At 66.3% G+C, this 25,174-nt stretch carries 27 protein-coding genes; 12 read left to right on the top strand and 15 right to left on the bottom strand.

Going from position 1 to position 25,174, the window contains the following annotated elements; all coding sequences use genetic code 11:
• Nucleotides 1-5 precede the first annotated feature (5 nt).
• Nucleotides 6-863 carry a cell envelope integrity EipB family protein gene (locus NLR35_RS05685; protein ID WP_257165573.1) on the bottom strand — a complete coding sequence of 286 codons (858 nt, stop codon included), beginning with the start codon at nucleotides 861-863 and terminating at the stop codon, nucleotides 6-8.
• Nucleotides 864-1,068: 205 nt separating this feature from the next.
• Here NLR35_RS05685 and NLR35_RS05680 point away from each other — a divergent pair, with 205 nt between their 5' ends.
• The 4 genes from NLR35_RS05680 to NLR35_RS05665 all read left to right on the top strand — a co-directional run bounded on the left by NLR35_RS05680 (nucleotide 1,069) and on the right by NLR35_RS05665 (nucleotide 4,116).
• Nucleotides 1,069-1,536, top strand: coding sequence for a RidA family protein (locus NLR35_RS05680; RefSeq protein ID WP_257165572.1), 468 nt, complete (start codon nucleotides 1,069-1,071; stop codon nucleotides 1,534-1,536).
• Nucleotides 1,537-1,566: 30 nt separating this feature from the next.
• Nucleotides 1,567-2,319 carry a glycerophosphodiester phosphodiesterase gene (locus NLR35_RS05675; RefSeq protein ID WP_257165571.1) on the top strand — a complete coding sequence of 251 codons (753 nt, stop codon included), beginning with the start codon at nucleotides 1,567-1,569 and terminating at the stop codon, nucleotides 2,317-2,319.
• Nucleotides 2,320-2,420: 101 nt separating this feature from the next.
• Nucleotides 2,421-3,629, top strand: a complete 1,209-nt coding sequence (locus tag NLR35_RS05670) for a GNAT family N-acetyltransferase (RefSeq protein WP_257165570.1) — start codon at nucleotides 2,421-2,423, stop codon at nucleotides 3,627-3,629.
• Nucleotides 3,630-3,690: 61 nt separating this feature from the next.
• The gene (locus NLR35_RS05665; RefSeq protein ID WP_257165569.1) at nucleotides 3,691-4,116 is read left to right on the top strand and encodes an HIT family protein; all 426 of its coding nucleotides are present in this window, start codon (nucleotides 3,691-3,693) and stop codon (nucleotides 4,114-4,116) included.
• Here NLR35_RS05665 and nadC read toward each other — a convergent pair whose 3' ends face one another.
• From nadC to NLR35_RS05625, 8 genes are all read right to left on the bottom strand, one after another.
• Nucleotides 4,117-4,965, bottom strand: coding sequence for a carboxylating nicotinate-nucleotide diphosphorylase (gene nadC, locus NLR35_RS05660; protein ID WP_257165568.1), 849 nt, complete (start codon nucleotides 4,963-4,965; stop codon nucleotides 4,117-4,119). It abuts the gene before it with no gap.
• On the bottom strand, nucleotides 4,962-6,515 hold the full coding sequence (locus NLR35_RS05655; protein WP_257165567.1) for an L-aspartate oxidase: 1,554 nt from the start codon (nucleotides 6,513-6,515) through the stop codon (nucleotides 4,962-4,964). Before NLR35_RS05655 ends, nadC begins: the two co-directional genes overlap by 4 nt.
• Entirely contained in the window at nucleotides 6,512-7,498 is a 987-nt protein-coding gene (gene nadA / locus NLR35_RS05650; protein WP_257165566.1) for a quinolinate synthase NadA, read from the bottom strand. Before nadA ends, NLR35_RS05655 begins: the two co-directional genes overlap by 4 nt.
• A gap of 68 nt (nucleotides 7,499-7,566) precedes the next feature.
• On the bottom strand, nucleotides 7,567-8,523 hold the full coding sequence (locus NLR35_RS05645; RefSeq protein WP_257165780.1) for a hypothetical protein: 957 nt from the start codon (nucleotides 8,521-8,523) through the stop codon (nucleotides 7,567-7,569).
• 15 nt (nucleotides 8,524-8,538) lie between these two features.
• Nucleotides 8,539-9,027 carry a tRNA (N6-threonylcarbamoyladenosine(37)-N6)-methyltransferase TrmO gene (gene tsaA / locus NLR35_RS05640; RefSeq protein ID WP_257165565.1) on the bottom strand — a complete coding sequence of 163 codons (489 nt, stop codon included), beginning with the start codon at nucleotides 9,025-9,027 and terminating at the stop codon, nucleotides 8,539-8,541.
• A gap of 67 nt (nucleotides 9,028-9,094) precedes the next feature.
• Nucleotides 9,095-9,439, bottom strand: a complete 345-nt coding sequence (locus NLR35_RS05635) for an AzlD domain-containing protein (protein ID WP_257165564.1) — start codon at nucleotides 9,437-9,439, stop codon at nucleotides 9,095-9,097.
• The gene (locus NLR35_RS05630) at nucleotides 9,436-10,182 is read right to left on the bottom strand and encodes an AzlC family ABC transporter permease (RefSeq protein WP_257165563.1); all 747 of its coding nucleotides are present in this window, start codon (nucleotides 10,180-10,182) and stop codon (nucleotides 9,436-9,438) included. The genes NLR35_RS05635 and NLR35_RS05630 overlap by 4 nt, the downstream gene beginning before the upstream one ends.
• A gap of 102 nt (nucleotides 10,183-10,284) precedes the next feature.
• Nucleotides 10,285-11,223, bottom strand: coding sequence for a transglycosylase SLT domain-containing protein (locus NLR35_RS05625; RefSeq protein ID WP_374940790.1), 939 nt, complete (start codon nucleotides 11,221-11,223; stop codon nucleotides 10,285-10,287).
• Nucleotides 11,224-11,425: 202 nt separating this feature from the next.
• Here NLR35_RS05625 and NLR35_RS05620 point away from each other — a divergent pair, with 202 nt between their 5' ends.
• Nucleotides 11,426-12,361, top strand: a complete 936-nt coding sequence (locus NLR35_RS05620) for a glycine/sarcosine/betaine reductase selenoprotein B family protein (RefSeq protein ID WP_257165562.1) — start codon at nucleotides 11,426-11,428, stop codon at nucleotides 12,359-12,361.
• A gap of 60 nt (nucleotides 12,362-12,421) precedes the next feature.
• Here the strand turns inward: NLR35_RS05620 and NLR35_RS05615 are convergent, their stop codons facing one another.
• From NLR35_RS05615 to NLR35_RS05605, 3 genes are all read right to left on the bottom strand, one after another.
• On the bottom strand, nucleotides 12,422-12,715 hold the full coding sequence (locus NLR35_RS05615; protein WP_257165561.1) for a hypothetical protein: 294 nt from the start codon (nucleotides 12,713-12,715) through the stop codon (nucleotides 12,422-12,424).
• Between the two features lie 269 nt (nucleotides 12,716-12,984).
• On the bottom strand, nucleotides 12,985-14,010 hold the full coding sequence (locus NLR35_RS05610) for a phenylacetaldoxime dehydratase family protein (RefSeq protein ID WP_257165560.1): 1,026 nt from the start codon (nucleotides 14,008-14,010) through the stop codon (nucleotides 12,985-12,987).
• Nucleotides 14,011-14,021: 11 nt separating this feature from the next.
• The gene (locus NLR35_RS05605) at nucleotides 14,022-15,059 is read right to left on the bottom strand and encodes a carbon-nitrogen hydrolase family protein (RefSeq protein ID WP_257165559.1); all 1,038 of its coding nucleotides are present in this window, start codon (nucleotides 15,057-15,059) and stop codon (nucleotides 14,022-14,024) included.
• 195 nt (nucleotides 15,060-15,254) lie between these two features.
• On the opposite strand from NLR35_RS05605, the gene NLR35_RS05600 reads away from it, so the two are divergent.
• From NLR35_RS05600 to NLR35_RS05580, 5 genes are all read left to right on the top strand, one after another.
• A complete protein-coding gene (locus NLR35_RS05600; protein ID WP_257165558.1) occupies nucleotides 15,255-16,211 on the top strand; it encodes a helix-turn-helix domain-containing protein in 957 nt (318 codons plus the stop codon).
• A gap of 48 nt (nucleotides 16,212-16,259) precedes the next feature.
• Nucleotides 16,260-16,418: a hypothetical protein gene (locus NLR35_RS05595; protein WP_257165557.1), complete on the top strand. Its 159-nt coding sequence runs from the start codon at nucleotides 16,260-16,262 to the stop codon at nucleotides 16,416-16,418.
• A gap of 23 nt (nucleotides 16,419-16,441) precedes the next feature.
• Complete coding sequence (locus NLR35_RS05590; RefSeq protein ID WP_257165556.1) at nucleotides 16,442-16,780, top strand: cytochrome c; 339 nt, start codon at nucleotides 16,442-16,444, stop codon at nucleotides 16,778-16,780.
• A 99-nt stretch (nucleotides 16,781-16,879) separates the two neighbouring features.
• Entirely contained in the window at nucleotides 16,880-18,304 is a 1,425-nt protein-coding gene (locus NLR35_RS05585) for an MFS transporter (protein WP_257165555.1), read from the top strand.
• A 23-nt stretch (nucleotides 18,305-18,327) separates the two neighbouring features.
• Nucleotides 18,328-19,074, top strand: coding sequence for a sulfite exporter TauE/SafE family protein (locus tag NLR35_RS05580; protein WP_306577283.1), 747 nt, complete (start codon nucleotides 18,328-18,330; stop codon nucleotides 19,072-19,074).
• 37 nt (nucleotides 19,075-19,111) lie between these two features.
• Here NLR35_RS05580 and NLR35_RS05575 read toward each other — a convergent pair whose 3' ends face one another.
• Entirely contained in the window at nucleotides 19,112-20,053 is a 942-nt protein-coding gene (locus NLR35_RS05575; protein WP_257165553.1) for a LysR substrate-binding domain-containing protein, read from the bottom strand.
• A gap of 96 nt (nucleotides 20,054-20,149) precedes the next feature.
• On the opposite strand from NLR35_RS05575, the gene NLR35_RS05570 reads away from it, so the two are divergent.
• Nucleotides 20,150-21,346, top strand: a complete 1,197-nt coding sequence (locus NLR35_RS05570; protein WP_257165552.1) for a DSD1 family PLP-dependent enzyme — start codon at nucleotides 20,150-20,152, stop codon at nucleotides 21,344-21,346.
• Nucleotides 21,343-21,765, top strand: coding sequence for a RidA family protein (locus tag NLR35_RS05565; protein ID WP_257165551.1), 423 nt, complete (start codon nucleotides 21,343-21,345; stop codon nucleotides 21,763-21,765). Before NLR35_RS05570 ends, NLR35_RS05565 begins: the two co-directional genes overlap by 4 nt.
• A 145-nt stretch (nucleotides 21,766-21,910) precedes the next feature.
• Here the strand turns inward: NLR35_RS05565 and clpA are convergent, their stop codons facing one another.
• The gene (gene clpA, locus NLR35_RS05560; protein WP_257165550.1) at nucleotides 21,911-24,301 is read right to left on the bottom strand and encodes an ATP-dependent Clp protease ATP-binding subunit ClpA; all 2,391 of its coding nucleotides are present in this window, start codon (nucleotides 24,299-24,301) and stop codon (nucleotides 21,911-21,913) included.
• A 374-nt stretch (nucleotides 24,302-24,675) separates the two neighbouring features.
• Nucleotides 24,676-25,008: an ATP-dependent Clp protease adapter ClpS gene (gene clpS / locus NLR35_RS05555; RefSeq protein WP_006611275.1), complete on the bottom strand. Its 333-nt coding sequence runs from the start codon at nucleotides 25,006-25,008 to the stop codon at nucleotides 24,676-24,678.
• Nucleotides 25,009-25,174 lie beyond the last annotated feature (166 nt).

Below are 25,174 nucleotides of genomic sequence, written 5' to 3'. Positions count from 1 at the left end.
CAGTCTCAGTTGCTGCAGGGCTTGCTGTCCTTCGCGTCCTTGACGTCGAACTTGCCGAGGGAGCCTGCAATGACGAAGTCGTTGTAGTCGAGCACGAGGGCGCGGGAGACGCCGTTCTCGTACAGCTCGAACGACATCGCATAAACCGGCGTCTGCTCGCCCTCGGTGCGCTTGGCGTCGCGGTCGTAGTAGCTGACCGTCACCGGCCAGCGCGTCAACGTCTTCATTTCGCTGTTGTCAGTCGAGGCGTCCGGCTTGGCGGCCGCTTTGTCGCCAGGCACGGCCGCGCCGATCACGGTCAGCGTGTTGTAGACCTTCTCGCCATTGTCGGAGCCATCATAGACCGACAGCTCGAGCAACGATTTGCCCTCGCGCGCAGCCGCGATGATGCGCTGGATCTGCTCGGTCGGAAACACGGTCGCGCCATCGAGCGTGAAGGTCTTCGCCTCCGGCTGCTTCAGCTTGACGGTGATGTGGTCTCCGGTGCGCTCGGCCATGCCGTCGACCGGGCTGGACGCCTGATCGTTCATCCGCGAGTCGATCTTGAAGCGATAGCTCTTGCCGGCGCCATCCTCCCACGCGGTCGAGCGCAGATCGCTCAAGGTGACCTTGCCCTCGCCGAGATCGAGCTCGGAGACCTGGCGGAAGTCCGACGTGTATCCGGTGCAGGCATTGCCGGAGAAATTGTAGAGGATGCGGCCGCGCGCGCTGTTGACCGGACTCGATCCGCGCGACTTGAGCAGGCTCAGCTCATAGAGCGCCTGATGTGGCAGGAACGGCACCCCGGCTCCGGCTTGCGCCGGAGCGAACGTGATCGCCGCGACAGCCAGCGCTCCCATCGACAGTCGAAACGAATGAGCCATGAGTTTTCCTCGAGGGACGTATCGTTAAAGCGTCACATTAGAGACCGCTGCATTACGTCGCAACTGCGGCTGGCTCACGGAAACGTGCGCTCCAGGCGGGGAATTCGCGCCGGCGCTGGCTGCTTGCATGTCACTGGCAACTGCGCCAAACAGGGCCGCGGTCCGGCACGGGACCGGCGCTCACGCGACAGAACGGGGATTTCAGATGGCGGGTACGGTTGAACAGAATCTGGCGGCACAGGGCATCACTTTGCCGGCACCGAAGGCGCCGGTCGCCAATTATGTCCCGTTCGTGCGCACCGGCAACCTGCTGTTCGTCTCCGGCCAGGTCTGCCTCGGCGGCGACGGTAAGCTGATCGCGGCCGGCAAGCTCGGCTACAACGTTGCGCTCGAGGATGGTTATGCGGCGGCCAAGGGCTGCGGCGTGAACCTGCTGGCGCAGGTGAAGGCGGCGATCGGCGACCTCGACAAGGTCGTCCGCGTGGTCCGCCTCGGCGGCTTCGTCAACTCGGCGCCCGATTTCCTCGACGGGCCGAAGGTGCTCAACGGTGCCTCCGACCTGATGGTCGCGGCGTTCGGCGACAAGGGCCGCCATGCCCGCACCACCGTCGGCGTCTCGGCGCTGCCGTCGGATGCGGCGGTCGAGGTCGAAGGCGTGTTCGAGGTTGAATAGGATTGACGAGGACAAGAATGGACGGGGCGAATGCGCGCACCTGACTGGCTGACGGCCCGCCCCGTCGCCCATCGCGGCCTGCATGATGCAAGCCGGGGAATCATCGAGAACATGCCGGCCGCCGCGCGCGGCGCCGTCGCCGGCAAATTCGCCATCGAATGCGACATCCAGCTGTCGGCCGATGGCGAGGCGATGGTGCATCACGACTACGAGCTCGGCCGTCTCACCGAGGGCTCGGGCCTGCTGATCGAGAAGACCGCGGCCGAGCTCAAGGCCATCCGCTTCAAGCAGACCGACGAGCGGATGATGACGCTCAAGGATCTCTGCGACCTGATCGGTGGCCGCGTGCCGCTGGTGGTCGAGGTCAAGAGCACCTTCCAGGGTGACCGCCGGCTGGTCCGGCGCATGGCCGAGGTGCTGTCGGCCTATTCCGGCCCCGCCGTCGGCATGTCGTTCGATCCAGATCAAGTGCGCGCCATGCGCGAGACCATGCCGACGCTGACGCGCGGCATCGTCGCCCAGCGCACCTATCAGGACGGCTACTGGGACAAGCTCACCCAGGGGCAGCGCGACAGCATGCTGCATCTCAAGCACGGCATGAGCACGCAGCCGCATTTCGTCGCCTATTGGGTGCAGCAGCTCCCGGCCCCCGCGCCGTGGATTGCACGCAATGTGTTCGGCTGCCCGCTGCTGACCTGGACCGTCCGCACCCCGGAGCAGCGCGCCACCGCCGCCCGCTACGCGGATCAGATGATCTTCGAAGGGTTTACGCCGGAGACGTGAAGCCGGCCTTGAAGTCGGTGCTGCGATGCACGATCTTGGAAGCAAGGCAATCCGGACGCTTCCGCTGAGCGTTCCATGCCCGTGTCTGTTGCAAGGGTTCGATGGCCTCACCTGAGATCACGCTCGAAGCCGTTCCCGGGATCTCCGAGATCCCGGCCGCCGCCTGGGACGCCTGCGCCAATCCCGCCGGCCGCCTCGCGCCCGGCTCATCCGCCGCCTGCGGCCCCTCCTTCAACCCGTTCGTCTCCCACGCCTTTTTGTCCGCCTGCGAAGCCTCCGGCTCAGCGACGATCCGCACCGGCTGGGCGCCGCGGCATCTGGTGGCCAAGCTCGGCGACGAGGTCCTCGGCGTCGTGCCCTGCTATCTGAAATCGCACTCGCAGGGTGAATACGTCTTCGACCGCGGCTGGGCCGACGCCTATGAGCGCGCTGGCGGGCGTTACTATCCGAAGCTCCAGGTCTCCGTCCCCTTCACCCCGGCGACCGGGCCGCGGCTCCTGATCCGGCCCGACCAGGACCGCGACATGATCGGCAACGCTCTCGCCCAAGGCCTGAAGGCGCTGTGCGGGATCAGCGAGGCGTCCTCGGTGCACGTCACCTTCGCCAAGCAGGCCGAGTGGGAGATGCTCGCCGCGCAAGGCTTCCTGCAGCGCACCGACCAGCAGTTCCACTGGCACAATCAGGGGTTTTCCACCTTCGACGATTTCCTGGCGACGATGAACTCGCGCCACCGCAAGTCGATTAAGCGCGAGCGGCGCGACGCGCTCAGTGCCGGCATCACCATCCACTGGCTGACCGGCAAGGACATCACCGAGGACGCCTGGGACGCGTTCTTCGACTTCTACATGGACACCGGCTCGCGCAAATGGGGCCGGCCTTATCTGAACCGCAAGTTCTTCTCGCTGATCGGCGAAACCATGGCCGATGACGTGCTGCTGGTGATGGCCAAGCGCGATGGCCGATGGATCGCGGGCGCGATCAACTTCATCGGCTCGGATACGCTGTTCGGCCGCAACTGGGGCGCGATCGAGCACCACCCGTTCCTGCATTTCGAGGTCTGCTACTACCAGGCGATCGATTTCGCGATCCAGCACAAGCTCGCTGTCGTCGAGGCCGGCGCGCAAGGAGAGCACAAGATCGTGCGCGGCTACCTGCCGCAGACCACCCATTCCGCCCACTACATCGCCGACCGCGGCCTGCGCCGCGCCATCGATGACTACCTGAAACGCGAGCGCGCCTACATCGAAGAGGCCGGCCGCGAGCTTGCCGAGTCCGGACCGTTCCGCAAGAGCGTGGACGAGCAATCTTGACCGGCGGCACGGGCCAATGAGAGTAAGGCGCGTCACGAGGAACCGCTGAAGGAATTTGCCGATGACCGCCTACGATCCCAACAATCCGTTCGCGAAGATCCTGCGCGGCGAATTCCCGTGCGTGAAGGTCTACGAGAATGACCACGTGCTGGCCTTCCTCGACATCATGCCGCGCGTGCCCGGCCATACGCTGGTGATCCCGAAGGCCGCGGCCCGCAACATCCTCGATATTACCGAGGAGGACTATCTCCACGTCGGCCGCGCCGTGCGCACGATCGCCCGCGCCGCCAAGACCGCCTTTGCCGCCGACGGCATCACCGTGCAGCAGTTCAACGAGCATGCCGGCGGCCAGATGGTGTTCCACCTCCACGTCCACATCATGCCGCGCCACGCGGGCGACAGCCTGCTGCCGCCGGCGAGCCGCAAGGAGGATCCGAAGGTGCTGGAGGAGAACGCCGCGAAGCTGATCGCAGCGTTGAAGGGCTGATCAGGCGTCGTCGAGGCCGATGTCGAGCGCGGCCGATGAATGCGTGATCCAGCCGACCGAGATCAGGTCGACACCCGCCGCCGCAATCGCCGGCGCGATGTCGACCGTGATCCGGCCCGACGCTTCGGTGATCGCCTTGCCCCGGGCCATGCCGACGGCGCGTTCGAGCTCCGCCGGCGTCATGTTATCGAGCAAGACGGCATCGACACCAAGCGCCAGCGCCTCCTCGAGCTGCGCCAGATTGTCGACCTCGACCTCGATCTTCACGAGGTGGCCGGCATGAGCCTTCGCCCTCGTGATCGCAGCCTTAATGCCGCCCGCAATGGCGACGTGATTGTCCTTGATCAGCACGGCATCATCGAGCCCGAACCGGTGATTGCCTCCACCACCGGCGCGCACCGCATATTTCTCCAGCGCGCGCAACCCCGGCGTGGTCTTGCGCGTGCAAACGATCTGCGCCCGCGTGCCCTTCACCGCCGCGACCAGCGACGCCGTCGCCGAGGCGACGCCGCTGAGGTGGCCGAGAAAGTTGAGCGCGACACGCTCGCCGGTCAGCAGCGCCCGCGCCGGCCCGCCGATGGTGGCGATCACGTCGCCAGGCACCACGACACTGCCATCGCCGCGGATGACCTCCATACGAACCTCGGGGGAGACCGTCTGGAACGCGCAGCGCGCGATGTCGAGGCCGGCGATCACACCATGCTGGCGCGCCCGCAGCTTGAGAGACGCGCGCTGCTCCGCAGGCACGATCGCATCCGTGGTGATATCGCCGGCGCGACCGAGATCCTCCAGCAGCGCCATGCGCACCAGCGGCTCATAGAGCACGGGCGAGATTGGATTGAGGGTCATGATGCGACGCTCCTGAACGAGGGACGCTCGGTCTCGGCGATCTCCCGCGCGGCGGCGATCGCCGAGGACGATGTGAAGCGGGACGGCTGCGCAACGGACTGCGTGTCCGGATAGTCGGTCCGGCAATGCCCGCCGCGGCTCTCCTCGCGCGCCATCGCCGCAACCGACATCATCAGGCCGACCAGGGCCGGATCGGCCGCAGGCCCTGCTCCCAGCGCCAGCGGGAGCAGGCTCCGAATCGCTTCTGTCATCCGATCGCGGTCGCGAAGCACGCCGAGCGCATCGGACAGCAGCGGACGCACCGCTGCGGGATCGGATGCAGCGGGAATTGCTGCGGCCTGTCGGGGCTTGGCCGCGCGCGGCGGCGAACCAGCCACGCTCTCGGCCACCCATTGCGCGCAGACGATGGCTTCCATCAGCGAGTTGCTGGCAAGCCGGTTGGCGCCGTGCAGGCCGGTGCGGCTGGCCTCGCCGCAGGCCCATAAGCCTTCGACCGAGCTTCGGCCCACCCCGTCAACAGCGATGCCGCCCATATGGTAGTGCACGGCCGGCCGCACCGGGATCGGATCGACAGCCGGATCGAGGCCGGCCATGCGGCAGAACGCGCTGATCACCGGATAGCGCGCGGCGAAGGCCGAGCCTGGCTTCTCCCTCGCATCGAGGAACGTCCGGTGACCCGCCGCGCGGTGACGCCACACCGCCCGTGCCACCACGTCGCGCGGCGCCAATTCCGCCCCGGGCTCGTCGGCCATGAAGCGTACCCCTCGCTCGTCGATCAGCACCGCGCCATCGCCGCGGATCGCCTCGGTGAGCAGCGGCAGCGGCCGCGACAGCCCATCGAAGGCAGTGGGGTGAAACTGCACGAACTCCAGATCGGACAGGACCGCCCCTGCCCGCGCCGCCAGCGCCAGGCCCTGGCCGAAGCAGCCGGATGGATTGGTGCTGTCGAGGAACAGGCCGCCGATGCCGCCGGTCGCGATCACGACACGTGTTGTGGCGAGCACGAGCGGTTCGTCGCCGCGGACCGCGAGCACGCCCTGGACCGCATTGTCCGCAACGATCAACTGCCGCGCTTCGACGCCTTCGAGCAACGTCACCGACGGGCAGCGCCTGACAGCCACGATCAGCGCGCGCATGATCTCGCGTCCGGTGCCGTCGCCGGTGGCGTGGACGATCCGGTTGCGGCTGTGCGCGGCCTCCAGGCCGGGGCGCCAGCTCCCATCCGCGTTCCGATCAAACGCGACGCCAAGCTCGGCGAGCCTTTCGACCGCGCCCGGGGCCGCATCGATGATGCGGCGCGCCGCGGCCTCGTCGCACAGGCCCGCGCCGGCCAGCATGGTGTCCCGCAGATGCAGCGCCGGATCGTCGTCAGCACCGACGGCGGCGGCCAGGCCGCCCTGCGCCCACATGCTCGATGCTTCAGCGCCGAGCGGCGACTTCGACAGCAGAACGACCGGCTCGGGCGCCAGCGCGAGCGCGGTCATCAATCCGGCCGCACCGCCGCCGATGATCACGGGATAACCTGTGAGGTCAGAAAGATCGATACTCATAGCGCCAGCATCCTTTCCACCGAACGCCGCGCGCGCTCGGCCATCCCTGGATCGATCGTCACCTCATGCGTGTTGGTCTCGAGCGCATGGCGGATGTTCTTCAAGGTGATCCGCTTCATGTGCGGGCACAGATTGCACGGCCGGACGAACTCGATGTCGGGATACATCACCGCGACATTGTCGCTCATCGAGCATTCCGTCAGCAGCACCACCCGCGCCGGCCGCTTGTCACCAACAAAATCGGACATCGCAGCCGTCGAGCCGGCAAAGTCCGCCTCGGCCACCACCTCGGGCGGACACTCCGGATGCGCCAGCACGGTCACCCCTGGATGATTGTCACGCAGCGTGCGAACGTCCTCCGCGCTGAAGCGCTCATGCACCTCGCAGTGTCCCTTCCACGCCGTGATCCTCACCTCGGTCTGCGCCGCCACGTTGCGCGCGAGGTATTCGTCCGGCAGCATGATCACGTGATCCGTACCGAGAGACTCCACGATCGCGCGTGCATTGCCGGAGGTGCAGCAGATGTCGGACTCGGCCTTCACCGCGACGGACGTGTTGACATAGGCAACCACCGGCACGCCCGGATGGCGGGCGCGCATCAGCCGGACATCGTCAGCGGTGATCGACTCCGCGAGCGAGCAGCCCGCCTCCATATCCGGGATCAGCACCGTCTTCTCGGGATTGAGCAGCTTGGCGGTCTCCGCCATGAAGTGCACGCCGGCGAGCACGATCACCTCGGCATCGACCTTGGTCGCTTCACGTGCAAGCAAGAGGCTGTCGCCGACGATGTCGGCGACGCCGTGGAAGATCTCGGGCGTCTGGTAGTTATGCGCGAGCACCACGGCCTTGCGCCGGCGCTTCAGCGCCCGAATGGCTTCGACGTCCTCCTCGTATACCGCCCATTCCGGCGGCGGGATCACCCGCTTCAATCGGTCGGCGAGCGGTGCATTCGGCGCGACGGGAGAAAGGACAATCTCGGCCATTTATACTCTCCTTGAGCATAATCTGGCTTATACTTATCCTGAGCATAAATCGTGTCAAGGGCCGGAGATCACGTCCGCGAGAGCGGCAGCTTGGTTCCGACCACGGCGCGTTCGGCCAGCACGCCCTGGCGGAAGCGGAACAGCTTGGCCGGACGGCCGATCGTGTCGGCCGCCATCGCGCCTGTCTCTTCGACGAGATCCTGCTGCTCGATGAGACGGCGGAAATTCTGCTTGTGAACCAGCCGCCCGGCGAGCGCCTCGACGCTGCGTTGCAGTTGCAGCAGCGTGAATTCGTCGGGCATCAGCTCGAACACGACCGGGCGATACTTGATCTTGGCACGCAGCCGGGCGATGCCGGTGGCGAGAATGCGGCGGTGGTCGCCCCTCATTGCGCGGCCGGGCACGACACCCTCGCCGCCCTTCTCGCGCACGCTCTCGGCGATCAGCGCGGCCTCGTACAACAACTCATAGCGCTGCAGCGCCAGCTCCTCGTTCCACTCGTGGCCATCGACACCGAAGGTGATGGCGGCACGCCGCCACCGCGTCTTCTGCAGCGCAGGCTGTTCGGCGGATCGCGCCCAGGCCTTCAGCTTGGGAGCGATGATCTTGGCGAGGATCGCCGGCGGACCATCGCGGTGATCCTCCCATGGGAAGTAGTCGTACCAGGACGACCATTGCGCATCGGCCCCCTCGCGCCCCTCCTCCTCACGCGTGAGGCCGAGATAGCTGATGGAAATGCGATGGGGCGCGTCGGGATCACCGCTACGGCCGCGGTCGGCGAAAGTGTAGAGCTGCTCGACATACCCCAGGGGATGCCCGGTCTGTGCCTCGACCCACGCGCGCAGCCCCGTCTGCAACGAGCGGTGACCGAATTGAAACGGTCCGCTCGGCAATGCCGCGGCGTGTTCGATGGTCATGATCCTGGGCTGCCCGTCGGTCACCGCCACCAGCACGGCGACGAGGTCCGCGGTGATTGCATCGAGAGCCGTTACGGTCTTCTGCGGCCGCTTGTTCACGTTGACTATCGAGCTCCGTCGATCTTATGCGTTGTCGTCGTCCCCCGACGCAGGCGCCTGCGTGAACACGCAATGGTCCGGCTTCAGGTCGATCAGCGGCGTCTCGTCGAGGCAGTCGAGCCCGCGCACCAGCACGGTGCTGCTCTCCAGCGCGACGAAGCGGACGGTCGAGACGCCGATCGGATTGGGCCGCACCGGCGAGCGCAGCGCGAAGGTGCCGCGGGTCTCGCCGTCGTGATGGCGGGGGCTCTGCTTGACGAGATCGCGCCGGGCCCGGTTGAGCCAGTACAGCACCTGGAGATGGCTGAAGCCGTCGATGCCCTGCAGCGCCGCCACCCAAGGCTCGAAGATCTCTAGCCGGCACACCGGCCCCTCGAAGCTGCCCTGCCGCGGCGTCTCCAGCCGCGAGGTCCATGGCGTGCGAATGCGGCCGATGAAGTACAGCGAAGCATCACGCGGCTGCGGCGCCGCGATCGCGACTTCACCCGGGCGGAGATCGGTATCAGTGGTCATCGCAAAATCCTCGGATCTTCCGTCAATCTAGCCGAATGCGGCGGCACGGCAATTGCGGTCGCGCAACTCAGCCGAGCCACCATTTTCCGGCCAGCATGACCGCCTCGCCGCAGACGACGCCAGCGAAGATCGAGCGGCGCGTCGCGAGAAAGGCCGCAAGGCCGGCTGCGACAGCGCCATAGCGCAGCTCCCAGGGCACGCTGGCCAGCGCGCCGGGCGGCTGCACGACGATCTGGGCGATAACGCCGGCGAGGATCGCGGTCGCGACTGCCTTCACCCACATCAGCAGGTCCGAGCCCTCGTCGAGGCCGCTGCCGAACCATAAGCCCAGCAGCCGCCAGATCTGGTTCGGGATGACGCCCGCGACCAGCAGCACCACCAGCGCATGCCAGTCGCCGATGAAGTCGCTCATGCCGCCTCCCGTCGCTCGCGCCATTTGTGGACGGCGAACGCAACCGTCCCGGCGACGACGCCGCTGACCAGGATGTCGACGCCGCTGTTGAGCTTCGCGGCCAGCGGATAGAGTACAAGGCCGAGGCCGAGCGCGAGCACGTCCGCCAGCTCCTTGGCGTTGCGCAGGGTGGAGAACAGGAAGGCGAGCGGCGTCAGCAGCAGCACGGCGGCGCCGAAGGTCTGCGACAGGTTGGCCGCCAGCAGATAGCCGATGATGGTCGCCACCAGCGCCACCGCCATCAGGCCACTGCCGAGGCCGTGCACGAAGGCGATGCGGCGCTCGCGCGGCACATGCGGCAGGAAGCGATAGCATTCGACCCACAGGGTCACCGCGGTGAAGTGCGCGATCAGCACCAGATGCCGCCGCTTGGTCTTCGGCTCGCGGATCAACGGCAGCACCGCCACCACCATCGGAAACAGCCGGATCGCGCTCATGGTGACCGCGATCGCCGACTGCAGGATGGTCTGGCCGGAGCCAAGCGTCGACACCAGGATGATCTGCGCCGGCCCGGCCCACACCAGCACGGTGCTGAGGATCGCCCAGAGCATGCTGAAATGGGTGTCGTGGGCGAGCGCGCCGATGCCGATGAATGTGACGAACAGCACCACCGACAGGATGGTCGCCGACGTCGCGCGCAGCCCCCAGCCGAAGGCCCGGAGCGAACCATGCCATTGCGGTGAATCGAGCGGAGGAAGTGTCACGGGCGGCCAAGCGGAACGGAGCGCGATAAGGCTTTCGAAACCGCCCGGCGTCAACCGTCATCACGCGCGCGCGGCTCTGCACGCGGCGCAAGCCGCCCGCCGTCAGGCCCGGTTGCGCAGCACGAAGCAGGCGCCGCCGGCGCCGCGGATGCGGTTGCAGAGCGCGTCCGCCTCGCCGCGCGTGTCCGCGCCGATCCGGACCTGATAGAAGGCGCGGTTGCCGCGCGTGCGCATGACCGAGGACAGCAGGCTCGGGTCGCGATCGCCGATCACCGAGCCGAGGCCCTTGATCGCCCGCGCGTACATCGACAGCGCCTTGTTGCGGTCGAAGCCGGCCGCCAGCTGCACGCCCCACACCTTCGCGGCGGACACGGCGACATGCTGTTCCAGCTGGGTGACGAACGGATTGGGCGCGCGCTTCAACAACGCCATGAGCTGATGGCATGAGGTCGGCCGGGCGCTCGGCGGCAGCTTGCCACCCTTCTCGCTCCCCTTGCCGGCGGCCGCCCACTCGTCGATCGAGGTGCCGGTAATGGCCGAGACGTAGTTGCGCGTCTCCCAGGGCATCTGCCCCTTGCCGGCGAGCCAGTTCTGCACGCGACGCGGGCCGGCATTATAGGCAGCGGCGGCCAGGCCGAGATTGCCGAACTGATCGCGCAGCTCGGCCAGGAACTGCGCCGATTTCGGCAGCGCCTGCACCGGATCGAATGGATCGAGCAGCTCGCGCTCGCTCGCCGTGCCCGGCATGAACTGGGCAATGCCTTGCGCGCGCTGGCCGTTGCGCGTCACCGGGCCGACGGCATCGCTCTGGAAGCGGCTCTCCTGCCAGATCACGCGGGTAAAGAATTCGAGCGGCAGATCGTTGGACTTGGCCGCGGACTCGATCATCAGGCAGATCGCCTCGCGGGTGCCGCTCTCCTTGGGGTCATCAGCCTTCGCGGCCGAGTCTTTCGGATCATTCTGGGCCGGAGGTGCCCCGTCCACCAGCGGCCACACGGTCTCGCCCTCATTGGCGGCGACGCTACCCAGCATCGCGACCATGAGACAGAAGACGATACCCAAGGACTGGCAAGCTGCAGAAACCGAAACGAGCATGGACACGATGAAAAAAGCCGGCCTGACCGCCGGCGGACCCAACCGCAAACAGACAAAGCCTCAGGCGTGCTCCGGTTCCAGCACGCGGCGCCTTGACACAGACGGTCGCGCCGCTAGCAGATCATCAATCTCCAAGGGAGCGCAACGGATGGCCACCCCCACCGACGACACACTCGGCTTCGCCCCGGATGACACCGTGCCGCTGGCCTACATGGCGCGCACCCGCGACTATTACCTCGCCATCGGCTATGGGACGCCGTATCGCTGGGCTCATTACAATTCAGCGCCGTTCCAGCCGCTGCGCAAGCCCCTGGCGCAGTCGCGCGTGACAATCGTCACCACCGCCGCGCCTTTCGATCCCGCCAAAGGCGATCAGGGTCCCGGCGCGCCCTACAATGGCGGGGCCAAGTTCTACTCCGTCTATGACGGCGACACGTCGGCGCAGCACGATCTGCGGATCTCGCACATCGCTTACGATCGGACGCATACGACGGCAATGGACTCCAACACCTGGTTTCCCCTGGCGCAACTGCTCCGCTTCGCTCGCGAGGGCCGCATCGGCGCCGTCGGGCCACGCTTCTTCGGGGCACCGACCAATCGCAGCCAGCGCGTCACCATCGAGAGCGATGCGCCGGAGATTCTGGCGCGCTGCCGCGCCGATGAGATCGATGCCGTCGTGCTGGTGCCGAATTGCCCGGTGTGCCATCAGACCGTGACACTGGTGGCGCGGCATCTCGAAGCCAACGGCATCGCGACGGTCGTGATGGGCTGCGCCAAGGACATCGTCGAGCATGCCGCCGCGCCGCGCTTCCTGTTCTCGGATTTCCCGCTCGGCAATTCCGCCGGCAAGCCGCACGACACGGCGTCGCAAGCCTTCACGCTCGAACTCGCGCTCGATGTGCTCGAGCGTTCACCGGCCGCACGAACCACCGTGCAATCGCCGCTGCAATGGAGCGGGGATCACTGTTGGAAGCGCGACTACAGCAATCCCGCTTTGCTCGCACCGGCCGAACTCGCGCGCCGGCGCGCCGAGTTCGATGCCCAGAAGGCGATCGCACGCGGCCTGCGAGACACCTCGGCCTAGACGCGGTCGAACTGACGCGGCCTGACCTGAGGTCAACCAGCGAGCTTGAAAACCGAACGGCTACTTCTCTTCAGCCTTCGGCTCGGGCCGTTGAAACTGAATGTTGCACTTCTTGGCGATCGAGGCCTGCTCGATGGCAACCATCTGGCCCTTCATGTTGGCCAGCTCGGCGGCCGTCTGCTTGTCGCCTCCGACCAGAAATGCCGCCGGCCAGAACACCACCACCGCAGCAGTGGTCGCGATCGTGTCATTCGTTCGCTGCTTGTCCTGCGCTCCGGACAGAATGGCTGCACGCGAGGAGACGCTCTGGGCTTCCATCGCAAGCTGCTGGCAGTTGTACGACTGAAAGATCATCGGAGACACGTAGGTCGGGGTGATGTCAGTCGAACTCGACGCGCAGGCGCCGAGAGCAAGAGCCCCCAACACAGCGCCCAGAAGACCGGTATTGCGCCACTCTACGAACATGATTCCCCCCTTGCCCACGAATTCGTGAAACAATGTGAGGGTAAACGCAAGCCGCCGAGGCGCTGGCGGACGAGATTATGCCTGAATATCTCGCCCGGCCGATCGATTCGGTAGCAGTGTAGTATAGAAGCAACCGGTTGAGGGTCTGGCGCGCCGTCTCAACTCACGGCCGCCAGCATCCCCGTTTTGGCGTGGCAGCCGACATATTCGAAGAACTGCTCGTCGGCAGCCGCCACCGTGACCTCGTGATAGAGCCGAAGCTTGGCGGCGGGTCCGAGCGAGGACAGATATTTCATCGCCGCGCCGAAGATCCTGACATGCGTCGGATGCGACTCCGCCCAGCGCTCAAGCGCCGACAGGCTCTGCCACCAGCTCTGCCCGTAGGATTTCTCCGTGAGGACGCCGTCCGTGCCTCGCAAGCGCATATAGCGGTTCGCATAGCAGCCGATCGATATTCCCTGATCACGCAGGAAATCCATGCCCTCGCGCAGCACGGGTTCGACATCGTCGAGATACATCCGGCGCTCCGCCGCATCGGTATCGCTCCAATCCTGGCCAGAGCGAATCATGCAGAGATTGTCCTGCGCGATCACACGCAGGCGCGGCCCGTCCTGCAGCAGGGTCGGCTTGCCGAGCGATCGCATCTCGTTGGTTTGCGACAACGGGATTCGATCGCGCATGCCGCCCCAATAAGCATGCTCCAACACCTCGCCGCTCATGCCCTCGGCAATGACCGCGATCCCCTCGGGACGTCCCAGCGACGAGAACAACGTCTCATAACGCTCGATCGCGGGGCGCAGCACCTCGATGAAGCGGCCGCTCCCTTCCGCGCCGGACCCGGTCCAGGCCAGGCGCGCCGGCTCGAACCAGCTGTCGAAGCGCAGGACATCGTCCCAATAGGCGACGAAGACGTCGTTCGCACATCCGGCCTGGTCGACATGGTGCGCGAGGTCCCAATGCGATGGTCCGTCGGCTCGTGATACGAGCGTCATGAAGTCCGACGTCGACGGGGGCGCGGCCGCCGTCTCGGCGCGGTATTGCACGCCGAAATAGGCCATGACCACGCGGCTGACGCCCGCTCCATGACGGGCGACGAACGACGGATAAGGTGGCTTGTAGTCGTCATCGACCCGGCGATGGCGGCAGCGCGTGGTCGTCAGATGCGAGGGAATTGCCGACTCCATGACGCGTCCCCTCAAGCGGTTTGATCAGGCCGCGCGACCGCGGCCTCGCCGGATGCCGCGGCTGCAACGGTATCGACCGGGAGCGCGAACGCCTCGACGCGATTGAACGGCTTCTTGTTGAGCAACAGCCGGGTCACGTCGGGGCGCGAATAGTGCCCAGCCGGATCGGCGGCGTTCTTGGCGATGCCGATCATGCCGAGATCGATCTCGGCGATCACCAGACCCTCCTGCTCCGGCGGCAGCTTCTCGACGAGCATCGAGCCGTCGGGACCGAAAATCGCGGCATGGCCGCCACCGACATGCAGCAGCGCGTGCTTGTCGGGACGGTCGCAGAGCTCGTCGATCATCGCCTGTGAAACGGTCGCGCACGGCGCCAGCACGAAGCACGAGCCTTCCACGGCATAGACGCGCGAGGCGGCATTATTGACCTCGGCGCCAAGCGCAGGCGCGAACGGGTCGTAGAGCGAGAAGCTCGGCCACGCCGCGACATGCACCTGCTCGTTCTGCGCATACATCGCATATTTCGACAGCGGCTGCAGATGCTCCCAGCAGCACAGCGCGCCGATCCGGCCGATGTCGGGACGCTCATGCACCGCAAGGTCGCTGCCGTCGCCCTCGCCATAGACGGTGCGCTCGGCATGGGTCGGCCGTAGCTTGCGGCGCTTGGCGATGGTCTCGCCATCCGGACCGATCAGCCATTGCGCGATATAGAGGCTGCCGCCGTCACGCTCGGACAGGCCAAGCACAGCCGTTAGTTTCGCCTTGCGCACAGCGGTGCGCAGCGCCTCGGCCTGCGGGCTGTCATAGGCGAGCGAGTTGTCGAAATAGCGCTGCACGAAGCCACGGCCGATGCACCAGGCGGGCGAGTCCATCCAGATGTGCCAGGGGTATCCGGGGATGAACACCTCCGGAAAGGCGATCAGCTTGGCGCCCTTGTCGGCCGCCTCCTCGATCAGCGCAATCGTCTTCTTGATCGAGCCGTCCAGGTCGAGCCAGGCCGGCGCCGCCTGCACCACCGCCACCTTGTATTTCGGATGTGCCAGTCCCATCGCTCGTCTCCCCTTTTCCGGATCAGCGGCGTCCCGCCGCGCGCGCTTCGATTGGGAAGTATTGACCTCAGCCGCCATTCGCGCTCGTCTGGCTCGGCACGAAAACTCGACTGCGGCAGGCACAGTGCGAGGCGCCGGCCCGGAATTTGCTGCATTTCCAACCGTCCATTGGCACAGGTGCAAAGGGAGACCGCGATGCCGGTCCTGTTCACCACGGAGGGAAGCCCGGGCCACCGCCGGCTGGCGCTGTGGCAGGACATCGTCTGCGACGTCTATGTCGGGCTCGACTGCACGTCCGATCTCGGCAGCGCGTTTCGTGGCTCGGTCACGCACACGACGCTGGGGCGGGCCGTCTGCTCCGAGGTTGCCTCCGACCGGCAGCGCGTGCACCGGACGTCGCAACGCATCGCGCGGGCGGATGCGGACTACGTGCTGGTCGCGCTCGGGCGTGAGGGGATCGGAGGCGTGACCCAGGACGGCCGCGACACGGTGATCCGGCCAGGCGAATTCGCGATCTATGACACGACGCGCCCCTACGAGCTGCAGTTCGACGCCGCATTCCGGCAGACCGTGTTCAAGCTGCCGCGCGAGATGCTGCAGCGCAGGATCGGGGCCACCGAGGCCGTCACGGCGATCACCTTCGGCGCCGACGGCCCGCTGCAGCCGCTGGCCTACGATTTCATCATCAAGCTGTGCGAGCGCGCTGACCATATCAACGTCGAGAATGCCGAGCATCTCGCCGATCAGGCCGCCGACCTGCTGGCGATGACCTTGGCCGAACGGCTGAGGACACAGCCCCTGCCCGCCTCCAGCCATCGCGCGGCGCTGCTCTACCGCATCAAGGCGCATGTCCGCACGCGGCTCTCGGATTCGGATCTGTCGTTGCAGGAGGTCGCCCGCGAGCTCGGCCTGTCGACGCGCTACATCAACGACCTGTTCTCTGACGAGCAGCTGTCGTTTCAGCGTCATGTGCTGGCCGAGCGCCTGAAGCAATGTCATCGCGACATCGGCTCGCCGGCGCTGGCGCATCGTCAGATCAGCGAGATCGCCTTTTCCTGGGGCTTCAACGACCTCTCGCATTTCGGCCGCGTGTTCCGGGAGCAGTTCGGCATGACGCCGCGCGAGTGGCGGCGCAGCGCCGTGACGCGCTAAGCTCGCCGTCACGCGGCCGACTCACGCGCCGGCCGTACGGATGATGCGATGCGCCGCTTTGCCCTGAAGGCCCTGTTCGCCCTGCTGACGCTCAATCGCGACGACGATCCGCCGCGCTGGGACCGCATCGTGCTGATGGCCTCCTCGCTCGTCACCATTGGCCTGATCGCGCTTTACGCCTATGGGAAGGCGACCGGCCGCTGGTAGCCGGGAGCGGATGAGCGGGCGCCATGAGGATGCGAGCAGGATTAGCTTTGGTGTTGCTGTGCACCCTTGCCTGGCCAAGCCATGCACTGGACAGCGAGCAGAGGCGTGGAAAAGCGCTCTTGCAAAGCCTTTGCAGCCGATGCCATGCGATAGGTCCCACCGGCGCCAGCCCGCATCCCGACGCGCCCCCGTTCAGGACCTTCGGTGACAGCAAGCTCTACGACGAAGACTTCGCCCAGCGGCTACAGACCGGCCTCTCGACGATCCACAAGGACATGCCGAGCTTCCAGTTCGATCGGCCCGATGCCGAAGCCGTGGTCAATTATCTCAAGGCTATCCAGGTCCGTCCCAAGCGACGGTGACGCGCTGGCTCCGCTCGAGGGCATGGAACGCGGATTGTGCGGCGCGGTTGCCCGGTCCCGTCCCTCATCCGCGGCCCGGCTGCGGCTGGAGCTCCCGCGATGACGTCAACGACCACGATGGTGCATGCCGATGGCCTGCCGCTGCCGCAGCGGACCTGGGCGATCGTCACGATCGCGCTGGGCATCGTGCTCGCGGTGGTCGATGGCGCGATCGCCAATGTGGCGCTGCCGACCATCGCACGCGATCTCAACGCCAGCCCCGCTTTCTCGATCTGGATCGTCAACGGCTATCAGCTCGCGGTCACGATCTCGCTGCTGCCGCTGGCCTCGCTCGGCGAGATCATCGGCTATCGCCGCGTCTATCTCGCCGGCCTCGTGCTGTTCACGGCCGCCTCCTTGTTCTGTGCGCTGGCCGACAACCTCTTGCTGCTGACGCTCGCACGCATCCTGCAGGGTTTCGGCGCCGCCGGCATTCTCAGCGTGAACTCGGCGCTGGTTCGCTTCACCTATCCGCAGGCGCTGCTCGGCCGCGGCATCGGCATCAATGCGATGGTGGTCGCGGTCTCCGCGGCGGTCGGGCCGACCATCGCCGCCGGCATCCTCGCGGTCGGCAGCTGGCCCTGGCTGTTCGCGATCAACGTGCCGCTCGGCATCGTCACTTTCGTGTTCGGCTTCCGCTTCCTGCCGCATACGCCGCGCGCGCCGCACATGTTCGACTGGCAGAGCGCCGCGCTCAGCGCGGTCACGTTCGGCTTTCTGATCGCGGCTGTCGACAGCCTCGGCCATGGCGAGGCGCTGGTCACCTGCGCCATCGAGTTCGTCGTCGCCGTCATCGCCGGGGTGTGGCTGGTCTATCGCCAGACCCACATGGCCTCGCCGCTGCTGCCGCTCGACCTGCTGCGCATCCCCGTCTTCGCATTGTCGATTGCGACCTCGATCTCCTCGTTCTGCGGCCAGATGCTCGCCTTCGTCGCGATCCCGTTCTATCTCGAAAGCCATTTCGGCTACTCGCCGGTGCAGATGGGCCTGCTGATCACGCCCTGGCCGATCGCGGTCGGACTGACCGCGCCGATCGCGGGACGGCTCGTGGAGCGCGTTCCCGCCGGCCTGCTCGGCGGCATCGGTCTCGTGATCTTTGCGGCCGGCCTGTGCGCGCTCGGCCTGCTGCCGCAGCAACCCTCGTCATGGGACGTCGTGTGGCGGATGGCGCTGGCGGGCTGCGGCTTCGGCCTGTTCCAGACCCCAAACAACCGCACCATGATCGCAGCCGCGCCGCGCGAGCGCGCCGGCGGCGCCAGCGGCATGCTCGGCACCGCCCGCCTGCTCGGCCAGACCACGGGCGCGGCGCTGGTCGCGATGTTCCTGGCGATCGATCCCTCCGGCGGCACGCGGCTGTCGCTGCTGACCGGCGTCGGCTTCGCGCTGGTCGGCGCCTTCCTCAGCATGCTCAGGCTGTCGCCGGCCGGCGCCCGCGGCGCCGAGCATGTCCGCATCCATGACGGCCAGCGACTGAAGGGCGAGTAGCGGCAGTGACGATCGATTGGACCATGCTCGCTCTGCTCGCGCTTGCCGCTTTCGGCTCGGGAATCGTCAATGCGCTCGCCGGCGGCGGCGCGTTCCTGACCTTCCCGACCCTGCTCGCCGCCGGCATCCCCGCGATCGACGCCAACGCCTCCAGTACCGTGGCGCTCTGTCCCGGTCAGTTCGTCAGTGCATTTGCCTCCCGTGAGATCCTGGGAGATGCCGAAGCGTCGTGGCGGCGCGATCTGGTGCGGCTGTCGGTCATCAGCCTGATCGGCGGCACGCTGGGCGCGGTGCTGCTGCTGGTGACACCTTCGGCGGCGTTCAGCCGCCTCGTGCCGTGGCTGCTGCTGTTCGCCACGGTCGTGTTCGCCTTCGGCATGCGCTTCACACCGAAGGACGGCAAGCCCTGGCTCGGGCCGCTGACCATCCAGGCCGTACAGTTCGTGATCGCGATCTATGGCGGCTATTTCGGCGGCGGCATCGGCATCCTGATGCTCGCAGCGCTGGTGTTCTACGGGATGCGCGACATCCGCGCCATGAACGGCCTGAAGATCTGGCTGGCCGCGCTGATGAACATCATGGCCTCGATCATCTTCGCGTTTTCGGGCCGCGTGCATTGGATGGAGACGCTGACGATGATGTGCACGGGCATGCTCGGCGGCTTCGTCGGCGCCCGGCTCAGTCAGATCATTCCACCGGCCTATGTGCGCCGCTTCATCATCGCGGTCGGCTGCGGATTGACGGTGTACTTCTTCATCAAGCCGGCTTGAGAGGGCGGACCTCTCGATTACATTCCCATCGCGGAGTTCACGGCGGGGTCGGCGCGTCGAAGCTCCGCCATGGGATCGGGTCCAGCGCTTTCCTGAGCGCGTCGAAGAACCGGCCGGTCCGCGCGGCGCGCGCTTGCCGATGCCGCGATCCGAACAGTGCGACGACGGGGGCTGCAGGCAGCGCGTATCCTTCCAGAAGCCGGATCAGCCTCCCCTCCCGGAGGTCGGCGGCCACGTCCCATTCCGAACGCACGATGATCCCCCGGCCCGCCAGCGCCCAGCCGCGGATCACCTCGCCGTCGTTGCTGGCCAGGTTCGGCTCGACGCGGACGCGTTCCTCTGCGTCGCCATTGAGTGGTCGAAAGCGCCACAGCGTCACGTCCTCGTCATTCTCGCGCAGCGCGATGCAGGCATGGGCCCGCAACTCGCTCGGCGTGGACGGCATGCCACGCCCATCGAGATAGGCTGGCGCCGCGCAGAGGATCCGCTCGTTGGCGGCAAGGCTGCGCACGATCAGGCTGGGTGACACCATCTGCGTCTCACCGACATGGACGGCGAGGTCCCAGCTGCTGGCAGGCACGCCGCTCAGACGGTCCGACAGGACTAGGTCGATCTTGACCTGGGGATGCGCCGCCTGGAACGCTGCGGCGACCGGGGCCACGTGACGGCGGCCAAAGCCGAGCGGCGCGATCACACGCAGATGCCCTGTAACCTGCCCGCGTCGCTCGGCGAACGCGTCGTCGAGCTCGCTCAGGCCATCGAGAACGTCGCGCCCGCGCTCGGCCAGCAGTTCGCCCTCGTCCGTCAGTATGATGCGGCGTCCCGTGCGGTCCATCAGACGCACGCCCAGCCGCGCTTCCAGCGCGCGCAGCCGCTGGGTCACTGCAGGCGGTGACACGTTGAGGTGGCGCGCCGCCGCCGCCAGCGACGGTGCGGCCGCGACGGCAGCAAAGAAGCGCAGATCGTCTGTGGTCAGCATTAAGTCTAAGCTTAACGTAGAGAACAGCTTTCGTTAATGGCAATTTGTCTCCCTCCGTGGCTTTGTGGCTCAAGCACCCGCCCGGAAAGGACCAACATGATCGCGGACGCCCCCGCCGCCACCGCGCCTACGCTCCCTACGAAGGTGACGCTGGAGACCCTGCAGACGCCCTGCCTGCTGCTCGACGAGGCCAAGGTTCGGGCCAATATCGACCGGATGCGCAACCACCTGACGCGTCTCGGTGTCGGCCTTCGGCCGCACCTCAAGACCGCGAAATCGCTCGATGTCGCCCGCATCGCCATGACGACCCCGGAAGGACCCGCGATGGTCTCGACGCTGCGCGAGGCCGAGTACTTCGCCGCAGGCGGCGTCCGAGACATGATCTACGGGGTGGGCATCGCCCCGGCGAAGCTTCCCCGCGTTTCTGCGATCCGCGCCGGCGGTGTCGATCTCGCTGTCATCATCGACAGTCTCGAACAGGCGGAGGCCGTCGCAGCGCATGCACGCAGCATGGGCGACGCGATTCCTGTCCTGATCGAGGTGGACGCGGACGGCCACCGCAGCGGCGTCGCGCCTGAAGACACCGACATGCTCGTGGCGATCGGGCGATGCGTGACGTCCGGCGGCGCGGTCTTGCGCGGTGTGCTGCTTCACGCCGGCGACAGCTACAATCTGAACGATCCTGCGGCGCTCACATCCGCTGCAGACGCCGAGCGCCTCGCAGCGGTGACGGCAGCGAACGCCCTGCGCGCGGCGGGGCTGCCTTGTCCCGTGGTCAGCGTCGGCTCCACCCCGACCGCACGCTACGCCCGCGATCTCACCGGAGTGACCGAGGTACGCGCCGGGGTCTTCATGCTCGGCGACCTCTATCAGGCGGGCGTTGGTGCCGTCGCGATGGAGGACATCGCGCTGTCTGTCCTCGCCACCGTGATCGGGCATCAACGCCGCAAAGGCTGGATCATCATCGATGCCGGCTGGATGGCGATGTCGCGCGATCGCGGCACGGCCAAGCAGGCCGTTGACCAGGGCTACGGTGTGGTCTGCGACCTCACGGGACAGCCCTACCCGGATCTCATCGTCGCCGATGCCAACCAGGAGCACGGCATCATCGCCCTGCGGCGCGGCTCGAACGCTCCGCTGCCGGATCTGCCGCTCGGATCACGTGTGCGCATCCTGCCGAACCATGCCTGCGCCACCGGCGCTCAGCACGACCGCTATCACGTTCTTGATGCCTCCGGCCGCGTCGGCGCGGTGTGGTCGCGCATCAACGGCTGGGAGGAGAGTCTTTCATGAACGACCCCATTTCCGCGAACGAACCCATCGCGCGCATTTCGACCCCTGCCGCGCCGGCACCGGCCGGGCATTACGCTCAGGCCACAGCGTGGCGCGATCTGGTGTTTGTCTCCGGCCAGCTCGGGGCGCGCCCCGACGGCACGCACACCGCCGGCCAGCCGTTCGAGGTGCAGGTGCGTCAGGCGCTCGCCAACGCGCTGGCCATCCTGGCCGAGGCCGGCTGCCCGCCTGAACGGGTCCTGCGGATGACCGCTTACATCGCCGGCGTCGAGCACTGGCCAGCCTTCAACCGGATCTACGCCGACATGTTGGGAGAAGCGAAGCCGGCCCGCACGGTGATCCCCGTGCCCGGACTCCATCACGGCTACCTGATCGAGATCGAAGCGATCGGCGTTCGCGCTTTCTCTCCTTCGTCGTAAGCCGGACGAAGCGCGCGAGCCTCTCGATCAACGAGAAACGCCCGCGAAGACAACGCCCCGAAACAAAACGGCCCAAAAGAAAACGCCCAAAAAGAAAAGGCCGGCACGAGGCCGGCCTTTCACATTCATGACCAGGGTCCAGGCGCTACGCCTTGACCAGCGGTCCCTTCGGGGCCGGGCCCTTCGGGCCGCTGCCGCCGGACTTCGGCTTGCGCTTGCGCGCGGCCGGCACTTCCGACTTCGGCGAGACCGGGCCGTCGACGAACTCGAAGCCGATCTTCTCGTCCACACCCGACTCGTCCTTGACGAGCACCACGCGGACGTGGCCGCCGCTCTTCAGCTTGCCGAACAGCACCTCGTCGGCCAGCGGCTTCTTGATGTGCTCCTGGATCACGCGGCCCATCGGTCGCGCACCCATCTGCTCGTCATAGCCGTGCTGGATCAGCCAGGCCTTGGCGGGCTCCGACAGCTCGATCGTGACGTCGCGGTCGGCCAACTGGGCCTCGAGCTGCAGCACGAACTTCTCGACGACCATGCCGATCACGTCGACCGAGAGGTGGCCGAACGAGACGATGGCATCGAGGCGGTTGCGGAATTCCGGCGCGAACTGCCGGTTGATCGCCTCGTGGTCGTCGCCTTCCCGCTTCGAGCGGTGGAAGCCGAACGCCTGCTTGGCGAGATCAGCCGCACCCGCATTCGTCGTCATGATCAGGATGACGTTGCGGAAGTTGACCTGCTTGCCGTTGTGGTCGGTGAGCCGGCCGTGATCCATGATCTGCAGCAGCACATTGTACAGATCAGGATGCGCCTTCTCGATCTCGTCCAGCAGCACCACGCAATGCGGATGCTGGTCGACGCCATCGGTCAGCAGGCCGCCCTGGTCGAAGCCGACATAGCCGGGAGGTGCGCCGATCAGCCGCGACACCGTGTGCCGCTCCATGTACTCCGACATGTCGAAGCGCAGGAGTTCGACACCGAGCGTCGCGGCGAGCTGCTTGGCCACCTCGGTCTTGCCGACGCCGGTGGGTCCCGAGAACAGGTAGCAGCCGATCGGCTTCTCCGGCTCGCGCAGGCCGGCACGCGCCAGCTTGATCGAGGCCGACAGCGAGTCGATCGCCTTGTCCTGGCCGAACACGACGCGCTTCAGGGTCTGCTCGAGATGCTTGAGCACCTCGGCGTCGTCCTTCGACACGCTCTTCGGCGGGATGCGCGCCATCGTGGCGATCGTGGTCTCGATCTCCTTGATGCCGATCGTCTTCTTGCGCTTGTTCTCGGCGAGCAGCATCTGCGCAGCGCCCGACTCGTCGATCACGTCGATCGCCTTGTCCGGCAGCTTGCGGTCGTGGATGTAGCGCGACGACAGCTGCACCGCGGCCTCGATGGCCTCGTTGGTGTACTTCAGGCGGTGATAGTCCTCGAAGTAAGGCTTCAGGCCCTTCAGGATCGCGATCGCATCTTCCACCGACGGCTCGTTGACGTCGATCTTCTGGAACCGGCGAACCAGCGCACGGTCCTTCTCGAAGTGCTGGCGATATTCCTTGTAGGTCGTCGAGCCCATGCAGCGGATCGAGCCCGAGGCCAGCGCCGGCTTCAGCAGGTTCGAAGCATCCATCGCCCCGCCCGACGTCGCACCCGCACCGATGACGGTGTGGATCTCGTCGATGAACAGGATCGCGTTCGGATGCGCCTCGAGCTCCTTCAGCACCTGCTTCAGGCGCTCCTCGAAGTCGCCGCGATAGCGCGTGCCCGCGAGCAAGGTGCCCATGTCCAGCGAGAACACGGTGGCAGCCGACAGCACCTCCGGCACATCGCTGTCGACGATGCGCTTGGCGAGACCTTCGGCGATGGCCGTCTTGCCGACACCGGCTTCGCCGACGAACAGCGGGTTGTTCTTCTGCCGGCGACACAGCACCTGGATCGCGCGGTTGATTTCAGAGTTGCGGCCGATGACCGGATCGATCTTGCCGTCGCGGGCCTTCTTGTTGAGATTGACGCAATAGGTTTCCAGCGCCTCGCCCTTTTTCTTGGAGTCCTCGTTGCCCTTGGTCTCGGTCTCTTCGTCGACGCCGCGCACCGGGCGGGCTTCGGAGACACCAGGGCGCTTGGCGATGCCGTGGCTGATGTAGTTCACGGCGTCGTAGCGCGTCATGTCCTGCTCTTGCAGGAAATAGGCAGCGTGGCTCTCGCGCTCGGCGAAGATCGCGATCAGCACGTTGGCGCCGGTCACCTCTTCGCGGCCCGACGACTGAACGTGAATCACCGCGCGCTGGATCACGCGCTGGAAACCTGCGGTCGGCTTGGCGTCGTCGCTGCCGTCCGTGACCAGATTTTCAAACTCGGTTTCGAGATAATTGACGAGACTGCCGCGCAGCTTGTCGAGGTCGACGCTGCACGCGCGCATCACGGCCGCTGCGTCGCTGTCATCAATCAAGGACAGAAGGAGATGTTCCAATGTCGCGTATTGATGATGACGCTCGTTGGCGATCGCCAGCGCGCGATGCAGGGATTGTTCAAGGCTTTGAGAAAAAGTCGGCATGCGCGTCCTCTGTGGCCCCCTGCCATCATGATCGCCGCCGCCCGGTCAGGCAACAACAACCTTTGTCAAATATAGTTATAACCGAGTGCGACAAAAGACCGGCCGAGCGTCTCGATTACGGGTTCACCGGATCGTCAATGCAAAACCCGTTCCGATTGCGGCAAACCCGGCTTCGGCAACCGAACGGCAGACCTTTTCAAACGCGCGGGATCCGGCCGTAGTTCTCCGGGCGACCGCTGCCCCGGTGGTTGCCGGCCGGAACGCCCGTCCCGACGTTTCCGCCTGTGCGTTTCAGTCGATGGCGCAGAGCAAGCCGTCCCGGTCGGACAGCGGAGAGCATGGGACCTGCCGGCTCCCGTCCTGCGACCGTCGCCCTATTTCTTTTCCATCACACACTGCAGCGGATGCTGGTGCTTGCGGGCGAAATCCATCACCTGCGTCACCTTGGTCTCGGCGATCTCGTAGGTGAAAACGCCGCACTCCCCGATGCCGTGATGATGCACGTGGAGCATGATCTTGGTCGCCGCCTCGACGTCCTTGTTGAAGAACTTCTCCAGGACGTGCACGACGAACTCCATCGGCGTGTAATCGTCGTTGAGGATCAGGACCCGATAGAGATTGGGGCGCTTGGTCTTCGGCTTGACCTTCGTGATCACGGACGTGGCCGGACCGCCGGTGCCACCGGATTTATTGTCGTTATTGCTCATCCTAGGCGCGGATCGGTTCAATCTGGAATTTGGCTGCGACATCTTGCACGCGTTAGATAATGCTGCGAGGCTCCCAATAAAGGGTTTCTCGCACTGTCCCCTACCGGGCCGCTTCCGCCACCCGGTCCTGCGTTCCAGATCGCCTGTCCCAGCCGACCGGTCCGGT

This window comes from Bradyrhizobium sp. SRS-191, from assembly GCF_024586915.1.
Classification (GTDB): Bacteria; Pseudomonadota; Alphaproteobacteria; order Rhizobiales; family Xanthobacteraceae; genus Bradyrhizobium.
The sequence above is the reverse complement of the archived record's forward strand: the minus strand, read 5'-3'. Positions and strand labels throughout refer to the sequence as shown.